This is a genomic window from Bradyrhizobium sp. (assembly GCF_035273305.1).
Taxonomy (GTDB): domain Bacteria; phylum Pseudomonadota; class Alphaproteobacteria; order Rhizobiales; family Xanthobacteraceae; genus Bradyrhizobium.
Genome location: NZ_DATEPI010000029.1, coordinates 21,417 through 29,508, shown reverse-complemented (window position 1 = coordinate 29,508; position 8,092 = coordinate 21,417). Strand labels below are relative to the sequence as shown.

General features: G+C 60.6%; 9 protein-coding genes. 5 read left to right on the top strand and 4 right to left on the bottom strand.

Features of this window, described 5'->3' with window-relative positions; genetic code table 11:
• From VJV58_RS01960 to VJV58_RS01950, 3 genes are all read left to right on the top strand, one after another.
• Window positions 1-1,161, top strand: a 1,161-nt coding sequence (locus tag VJV58_RS01960) for a PAS domain-containing sensor histidine kinase (protein WP_324135643.1), incomplete at its 5' end; no start/stop codon positions are given.
• Complete coding sequence (locus VJV58_RS01955; RefSeq protein ID WP_324135642.1) at window positions 1,154-1,834, top strand: peptidoglycan-binding domain-containing protein; 681 nt, start codon at window positions 1,154-1,156, stop codon at window positions 1,832-1,834. The genes VJV58_RS01960 and VJV58_RS01955, both read left to right, overlap by 8 nt.
• 32 nt (window positions 1,835-1,866) lie before the next feature.
• Window positions 1,867-2,211 (top strand): DUF1491 family protein, encoded by a 345-nt coding sequence (locus VJV58_RS01950; protein WP_324135641.1) that lies wholly within the window; start codon window positions 1,867-1,869, stop codon window positions 2,209-2,211.
• On the opposite strand, the gene VJV58_RS01945 is transcribed toward VJV58_RS01950, so the two are convergent.
• Window positions 2,208-3,179: a DUF2336 domain-containing protein gene (locus tag VJV58_RS01945; protein ID WP_324135640.1), complete on the bottom strand. Its 972-nt coding sequence runs from the start codon at window positions 3,177-3,179 to the stop codon at window positions 2,208-2,210. The genes VJV58_RS01950 and VJV58_RS01945 overlap by 4 nt on opposite strands.
• A gap of 257 nt (window positions 3,180-3,436) precedes the next feature.
• Between VJV58_RS01945 and VJV58_RS01940 the strand changes: the two genes are divergently transcribed.
• Together VJV58_RS01940 and VJV58_RS01935 are read left to right on the top strand one after the other, a co-directional pair.
• Entirely contained in the window at window positions 3,437-3,634 is a 198-nt protein-coding gene (locus VJV58_RS01940; protein ID WP_324135638.1) for a hypothetical protein, read from the top strand.
• Window positions 3,635-3,643: 9 nt separating this feature from the next.
• On the top strand, window positions 3,644-4,423 hold the full coding sequence (locus tag VJV58_RS01935) for a hypothetical protein (RefSeq protein ID WP_324135637.1): 780 nt from the start codon (window positions 3,644-3,646) through the stop codon (window positions 4,421-4,423).
• 15 nt (window positions 4,424-4,438) lie between these two features.
• Here VJV58_RS01935 and VJV58_RS01930 read toward each other — a convergent pair whose 3' ends face one another.
• Genes VJV58_RS01930 through VJV58_RS01920 form a run of 3 tightly spaced genes read right to left on the bottom strand, consistent with a single transcriptional unit; the run spans window position 4,439 to window position 7,871 of the window.
• Window positions 4,439-5,026, bottom strand: coding sequence for a DUF1254 domain-containing protein (locus VJV58_RS01930; protein ID WP_324135636.1), 588 nt, complete (start codon window positions 5,024-5,026; stop codon window positions 4,439-4,441).
• Window positions 5,023-5,601, bottom strand: a complete 579-nt coding sequence (locus VJV58_RS01925; RefSeq protein WP_324135635.1) for a DUF1214 domain-containing protein — start codon at window positions 5,599-5,601, stop codon at window positions 5,023-5,025. Before VJV58_RS01925 ends, VJV58_RS01930 begins: the two co-directional genes overlap by 4 nt.
• Window positions 5,602-5,603: 2 nt before the next feature.
• The gene (locus VJV58_RS01920; protein ID WP_324135634.1) at window positions 5,604-7,871 is read right to left on the bottom strand and encodes a PBP1A family penicillin-binding protein; all 2,268 of its coding nucleotides are present in this window, start codon (window positions 7,869-7,871) and stop codon (window positions 5,604-5,606) included.
• Between the last annotated feature and the right edge of the window lie 221 nt (window positions 7,872-8,092).

Here is an 8,092-nt window from a genome sequence, read left to right as displayed (position 1 = left end):
ATACGATTCATTTCGCCTGCCGTGGAAAACTTGCTGGGCGTTCACTGCATCGGGCTTCTCGATCATGGATTGTTCGGCCGTGTCCATGTCGCTGATCGTCCGACTTACTTGATGGCGTTGTCGGATGCTGCCCACGGCGAGCCCCGCAGTGTTGAATTCCGTGTCAAGCGAGAGAGGGAAAACGAACCGGCCCGTCATTCGCCTGCGGATTTTATCTGGGTCGAAATGCGCTGCCGGCCTCTCGAACAGGAAGGCCCTGCTGAGGGAGGCGAAGTCGTCGCCATTCTCCGCGATGTAACGGACCGGAAGCACCAGGAACAGGCGCTACAGCTTGCGCTCAGTGCGGCCGAGCAGGCTGAAGCGACAAAGGATCGATTTCTTGCGACAGTCACCCACGAGCTACGCACGCCCTTGAACGCGATCATCGGCTTTTCCGAAATGATTGCGCGGGAAGAAACGCTGATGCTCGATGCGGATCGCCACCAGGAGTATGCGAGATTGATCAATGAATCCGGTCAGCATCTCCTGTCTGTGGTCAACGATCTCCTTGAATTGTCAAAGATGGAGTTCGGCCATGTCGAAATTGTGCCTGAGTCCTTCGAACCACGCGCGGCGGTCGTCGATTGCTGCACGCTACTATCGCTGAAGGCGGTTGAAAACGGGATCGATCTTGTGACTCGCATGCCGGAGGACCTGCCGCCGATCACCGGAGATCTTCGCGCCTTCAGGCAGATCGCGCTGAACCTTGTGTCTAATGCGGTCAAGTTCACCGAGCGCGGCGGCAAAGTGACCGTTTCCGCCGGTGTCGATGGATCGCGGCTGGTGCTTCGCGTTGCCGACACCGGCATCGGCATTGCAGCGGATGATCTAAAGCGGATTGGCGATCCATTCTTTCAGACCGGCAAGCCCTATCAGCGGGGGCGCGAAGGCACCGGCCTCGGGCTTTCCATCGTCAAGAGGCTTGTCACGTTGCACGGCGGTGATTTGATCGTGCAAAGTAAGCTCGACAAGGGGACCTCCGTGACGGCAAGTTTGCCACTGACGTTCCGCCCGTCAAAACAAAGGGCAAACTCAGAGTCAGCAGGCAATGTTGCGAGACTAACTCCGGCCTCCAGACTGTCGAGCCGAAACAATCTCCGTCAGGTGAAGAGAAGTGCCTAAAAAAAACACGAAACAGAACGAGACGCGGCGCCGCCGGGGCGCGCGCGGCGCCGTTGACCTGGATGCCGAGCGTGGCCTGGTGATGCGGATATTACTGCACAGTCCAAAGGATACGGCTGTGGGCGCGCTGGCGTTTGCGGCTGTAACGGCGATTATCGCCAATGCGCTGTTTCTGCAAAAAGGCAACCACCCGGCCCCGATGTTTGGTTCGGTCGTCGTGATGCCGACCGGCGGATTGGCCGCGGCAGGTCCACTACCACGACCGCGCCCGACTGAGGCCGAGCCTGCGGTCGGCGAACCGAGGGTTATTGAATCCAAGCCGGTGGAAAAAGCGGCTGAGCCGAAGCTTTCCGATCCAGTGGGCAATTTAGCTAAATCGACCAGCACTTCACCGCCCGCCCGTTCGAATATTCTTCGGCCGCCGGCACCGGTCCCCGTTTCCACTCACAACGAAGTAGCATTGGCAAACTCCAGCCCCCGCCGTGTCGCAGCCGTCCAGCGGGCGCTCACCGAGTATGGCTACGGCCAACTCAAGCCAAGCGGTACGGTCGGCTCGGATACCAGATCCGCAATCCAGAAATTCGAGCGCGACCGCAACATGCCGGTGACGGGACAAATGTCCGATCGCCTCGTGCGCGAACTGATTGCCATGATCGGGCACCCGATCGACTAGATTCGATTGTGCCCAGGGACTACCGTGATTCCGTGCGATTGAAATCGAGCATATGGGTGGCGGCTTACCTGCGACGCTGCCAGACCGAAGGTGTCTTCGGGGCCGTGCGGCGGCGCGGCGCGGAAGAAGCCGGGGCGGTATTCGTCAAGGTCGCGCTGCTCGACGGCAACGCCATGCTCTATACCCCCGCGCCGCAGACGGTCTATGAAGATAGTCGGCCGATCGAGCGCATTTTCATTCCGACATCGAAAGAGCCGTTGCCGGAAACTTCGGTAGAAGACCGTCTCACGAAGGAAATCCGGTTCGATCCAGACGCCTGGATCGTCGAAACCGAGGATCGGGCAGGGCGGCACTTTCTCGATTTGGCGCGAGCCTAACCTTCCGAGCCGGTGCGTTTGACGGTACTTGATCCGGGCTGCACCGCCGTGGGCCGCGCCTGTCGGACGCTCGATCTCGCGTGGCTGCTCTCGTCGTCGTAAAGCCCAGGGCGGAATTTGGCGCGGGTAACGGCCATGGTTGCCCCACGCCATGCCGCAAGCATGACAAGCGCGGATCGCTCGCTCAGTCTTTCGTAGAGCCGTGACAAGCGGTACACGGTCTGCACCGAGGAGCCGAATTCAGGTCTAAGGAACAGCAATACCCGCTGAAAGACGGGTAGCGGCATGTTCAGCGCCTTGGCGGCGCATGCGAGCGGTTCACCACCGGGATCATTGACGATCTCGCCGGCAACCCGCCACGGCAATATCAAGCTGTCGCCGAGCTCCAGCGTGAAATTCTCGAGGTCGGCCGCAAACGCCGCCATTTCCAGCGTCTCGATCGCGCGCTTGGCGCGCGCCGCAGGAATTCGCGCCGATGCGCGCAACGGGGCCTCCCGCAGATTGTGGAGGATCATGGCTCGTTCGCTCGCGCTGGCGCGCGAAAATATCGTTGTAATTTCCGCGGCGTCCTTGGGCTGCATCGATAGGGTCGATGCCATTCGCAATTCGCGCTGGACTGCGCCGCCCGCCGGCTCGCTTCTAGACGTAGCCAAGTGAATCTCGGGGGCGGGCGATAAGCCGTGATCGGAGCCGGCCGATTTCAGGCCAAGTTTGTTCAGGACCTCGCCCGGGGTTCCCGGGTAGACGGCAAGACGCGCGCGAACGGCCGCGCGGGTTGCGTCATCGACCGCGTCAATCAGGCGTGAGGTAAGCTCGACAAACTGTCGCTCTTCGTCGCTGGTATGGACGCTTGCCTGAACATACAAATCGGTCAGCACGCGCAGCAAGGTTGGTCTGATATCGACGCCCTCGCGGCGGGAGAGCGTCATTAATCCATCAAAGCCCGGAAACAATGGAGGTGTGGTCATGTTGGGGTACGCGACTGAGTAATTCTCAGAACGAACCTACTTCGCTTGCTTTAATAGCCCGTTAAGGAAAAAAATCCATGAACAGCACGAGCCAAATTGAAGATGATTGTGCCTCATTGGTCCAACTTAGCTCCGCCTGGCTCAAATCGCATTCAAATCCTGAACGTTAGGAAGCTGTTAACCACGTCCTGATTTTATTGGTGGATGTCGCGGGCGGCGGATCGTGACAGCGCGACGGTCACAGAGATGAGCGTGATATGGCCACCATCATTCATTTTCCGGCGGATGCGGCATCGCGACGGCCGGTGTTGGGTTTCAACGGCATGCCTCAGGAAGGCATGGGAACGGTTCTGATACTCCCGGTGGTTCGGATCGAACGCGGCAACGACGAGACCAGCGGCGGCAACGGGCCGCAAGAGGGCACGGCTCCGGGTCGGCGTCGGCGGCGGCGTTAGGAACCCAAAATGCCCGATAGGCGCTTTCCGATCTGGAGAAGCCGATCGGGTCGGCGCTCATCAATTTCTCTCTCCCTGGTTTTCGCAACCGCGGCGCTCGGCGGATGCAGCGGTGGCGATCTCGGCCGTACGCGCCAGGATTTCCTCAATGATGATATGCACCGGTGGATCGGCGCTGAAGTGACTTCGAGCATCGGTCTGCGCGCGTCGCAATTCCAGCTCACCGACGGTGAACGGTTGCTGCGCGATCTGGCGTATCCGCTGATCGAGCCTCCGCATTCGCGGCCCGCCTGGAAGACCGTGTTTGGCGACTACAAGCCCCTGCCATCGCCATGGCGGCAGCAGGTGGTGTTCGATCGAACGACATACGGTCGCACCTTGATAGACGAGCCGCACCGTTCGCACTCTTCGCGGTATGCGCAGCTCATCGAAGATGTGCGTGACGACATAACCCGGTTTGAGCCGTTCTTTGCGGCCGCGGTGCGCGTGATCGACCTGGATCGCAAACGAAGCGCCAGTCTCGCGCATATCTCGCAATTGTCGCCGCGTGAGCATGCTGACGCAGTCGCCCGCATGCAGGAGAACAGCCTTATCGTGCAGTGGGTACAGCAATGCCTGGAGCGGCGGATATCATCGTATCGCTGGGCGCTGGAACGGCTGGTGCTGCAAGCGCCGGATACGATGGCGGCGGACGCCGATCGATTGATCGGCGAACTCGCGGCGCAAACGGCAAATCCTCCGGTCGCCGCCCAACCTGTTATGAGCGCCGCAGTCAGTGCGCGCGGCTGAATTCAGGCGAGGCGATCAGCGCTTGGCTCGCGGGGCTTCCGCCTGCTTCGCGGTTGCTTCGGTCTGAACCCTGCAGCTTGAGTTGGCTAGCGAGGCTTGAGCCTGCGGCATCAGGCCTGGCTCTGGCGCCAGGGCCTTCAAAACGATCAACCCGGTTGCGGTGGGGGAATCGATAATCAACCGGTCGGCCGCCGTCACATCTTCGTCCTCCGGCAATTCGGCATGCTGGGCTTCCGTCATCAGATCGAGCTCGATGACTTTTCGGCCGGCGGAGCGATCATTGATGGCGTAATAAGCGACATCATTTCTGGTGTAGAATGAAACGGAGGTGTAGGCTTGGCTGACCGGGACGCTGAGTTTGATAAAGCCGTTGGAAAGATCGTAACGGCAGATCGCCATCGCGAACGCGGGATCCATGAACGGCATCGGCGGGTTGTTCGGCTCGGCCATGGGCAGGGGTGTTACCGCATTCAGTTTCGTGATCGGAGTGAGGCGCGAATAAGCATCTTGGGTTGCGATGCGCGGCAACGCCAACACGCTGACCAGGTGCACGATGCCGCCCAGCAGCACCCCCGCCACGACCGTGAACAGCAGCCGGATCACGGGCACCCCACCGTCGCAATCGAAGGCATTGGCGCATCACGCTGGGTGCGCGTCGCCACGCCGACCGGCGTATCGTACAGTCGCAGCATTAGCGCATAACGCTCGATGCCACCGGTAGGTAGCCAATTTCCGGCGCGCGATCGAGATGCCACCCGTATTTCAAATGCGCCGTCCGCCCCCCGAATGATTTCCTGGCTGGTGAAGCCGTAACGCTGCAATGAATTCGGAACAAGATGTCCTTTGTCGTCATAGAGTGTGAGCGTCCAGAACCGCGCTGCTGGCGTGATGCCGCTGACGATGACGTCACACCGTCCATCGAGTGGCCGTTTACGATCGTCGGTCGTCGCCGAGAATGCGATGCCGTCACCGGTACCGACCGGGAGTTCGCCGCTTCGCGCAATGGTCGCGCGAGAATAGGGATCGACATCCGCGGTCCCGGTCTTGGGCCGAGCGGTCCAGGCGCCGATCGTCAGCGTGCCGACATCCGTGCCATGTGTGGCGGTCATCCACGTGGCCCCGAGACCGACGGCCGTCGCGATGATCAACGCGAGCAAGGTGATAAATATCAGCCGCACGACTAGTTCTTGCGCTGCGCGGATCCGCCCGCGCCGTCGGATGTTGCCGCCGCGAAACCATCCGGATAGGGAGCGGAACTGGATGAGACAGGCTTGACCGGTTTGGCGGGTTCGCCCGCAGTTTTGGCGGCTTCATCGAGCATCTTTTCGACCTGCACCAGAATATCCGCGCCGCGCTTGGTTAGAACCGGAGGCGGCCCAGGTCTCACTTCCGGCGGCTTGGCAGAGCCATTGGCTGCCATGGTGGCAGCGGCGGATGGCGCGGGCAATTTAGTGCCCATGCCGACGCCCGGCAGCTCCTTGATCTCGATACCCTGATGGGCCGCGACCATGATGTCGTGCCAAGTCTGAGCCGGCAACGAGCCGCCGGTCATGCGATTGGTCGGAGAATAGTCGTCATTGCCGTACCAGACCGCGCATGTGAAGTTGCCGGTGTAACCGACGAACCAGGCGTCGCGGTACGCATTGGTCGTGCCGGTCTTGCCCGCGGTTGGAATGCCGTCGAGCGCTGCGCGCCGCGCGGTGCCCTCGCTGACCACGTGGCTCATCATCCCGGCCATATCGGCGGCGATGGCAGCCGGAATGGCCTGGACCGGTTTCTTGCCGTCGCGATCGAAACGCCAGACCAGGTCGCCGGTGCCGGTGCGAACTTCGAGAACCGCATGCGGGGTCACCGCTTTGCCCTTGTTCGGGAACGTCGCATAGGCGACGGCATGCTCCAGCACAGTCACCTCGTCGGCGCCGATCGGCAGCGAGGGCGTATCCGGCAGCGGCGCCTTGATTCCGAAACGCCGGGCGACCTCCACAATTTTGGCGCGGCCAGCCTTCGGCCCGCCCTTGCCGCCGATCGCAATCGACAATTTCACCGGCACAACGTTGATTGAGCGGGTGATCGCCTGGGTCAAGGTCACGGCTCCGGAATAGGAGTGACCATAGTTCTGCGGGCACCAGTTACCGATGCACACTGGACCATCCACCACGATTGACGTCGGTTTGAAACCGTTGAGCAGCGCGGTGGTGTAGACGTAGGGTTTGAAGGACGAGCCAGGCTGCCTGTAGGCGTCGGTCGCGCGATTAAATTGACTCGCGCCATAGTCGCGTCCGCCGACCATGGCGCGAACACCGCCGTCGAGATCGGCCACTACGGTCGCGGCTTGCGTGGCGTGATAGTCACGGCCGAATTGGCGCAACTGGTTCTCAATGGCCTCTTCGGCTCCCCGCTGCACATTCATATCGATTGCGGTGCGAACGACGAACACGCGCTCGGTATAGGATTTCGGGAAGGTATCGACCAGCTTCCGCATCTCATCGAATGCCCAGTCGAGATAGTAATTCGGCGAATTCTCGTCGCGGCGATCGACGGCGGTCGCGGGATTGCGCCGCGCACCGAATACCTGGCCTTCGGTCATGAAGCCGGCGTCGACAAGATTATCGAGCACGACGTTGGCGCGGGCACGTGCGGCGGGCAGGTTGATGTGAGGCGCGTATTTGGTTGGCGCCTTGAATAGGCCGGCAAGCATGGCAGCTTCGGCGAGATTGACGTCCCGTGCCGATTTGTTGAAATAGAAATGCGCTGCGCCGTCGACACCGAAGGTGCCGCCACCCATGTAGGCGCGGTCCAGATACAACTTCAGAATTTCATTCTTTGTGAGCCGCGTTTCCAGCCAGATCGCGAGGAAAGCCTCCTTGATCTTGCGCTCGATGGTACGCTCGTTGTTCAGGAACAGGTTTTTCGCAAGCTGTTGCGTGATGGAAGACCCGCCCTGTCGCACACCGCCAGCCTGGGCATTCGTCAACAGCGCGCGGAACGTGCCGGCCACGTCGATGCCGAAATGATCGTAGAACCGACGATCCTCAGTCGCCAGCGTCGCCTTGATCAGATTGTCCGGGAAATCCTCCAAAGGAATGGAATCATTGTGCTTGATGCCGCGGCTTCCGATCGGATTGCCGTAGCGATCAAGAAAGGTCACGGCGAGATCGGATTTTTTCAGCCAGTCATCATCGGCGGTCTCGCGAAAGGCCGGCAACGCCAGCGCCAGCATCAGAACCATGCCGCCAAGCCCGATCGTGGCGGCTTCGGAGAACGGTTCGATGAACACCCAGCGTTTCCAGCGGCCGACATAGAAGCGGTCCATGAACGTCGAATAGCGTTCAAACAGCTCGCGCGCGCCTTTGCCGGCGGAGAATATCGTGGAGTCGATACGCGCGTCGAAATCCAGCATCCAGTGCCGGATCTTCCTCTTCCATTCCGCTGGCACGATCTGACGCACGAGTGCCCGTTCCGAAGTTCTTAATGTGTTTCGACGCCCCCTGTGCGAACTCGGCAAACAGAGAGCAGTCCTATAAATCGCAGATTCTAGTGCCGGTTTGAATTCGAAGTTCCTGTCGAACTTGCCGCTTCTGCTGCAGGCTCTTCAAATCGGCGGCACCAGGACCCCTGATCGGTTCGAAGGCGCTCTAGCACCCAACTGGGCTCGTCAAGACGTCTTGC

Excerpts from the sequence above, each read along its gene's own strand:
- VJV58_RS01940 (WP_324135638.1), top strand. The coding sequence starts at position 3,437 with ATGGCCACCATCATTCATTTTCCGGCGGATGCGGCATCGCGACGGCCG.
- VJV58_RS01945 (WP_324135640.1), bottom strand. The coding sequence starts at position 3,179 with ATGACCACACCTCCATTGTTTCCGGGCTTTGATGGATTAATGACGCTC.
- VJV58_RS01935 (WP_324135637.1), top strand. The coding sequence starts at position 3,644 with ATGCCCGATAGGCGCTTTCCGATCTGGAGAAGCCGATCGGGTCGGCGC.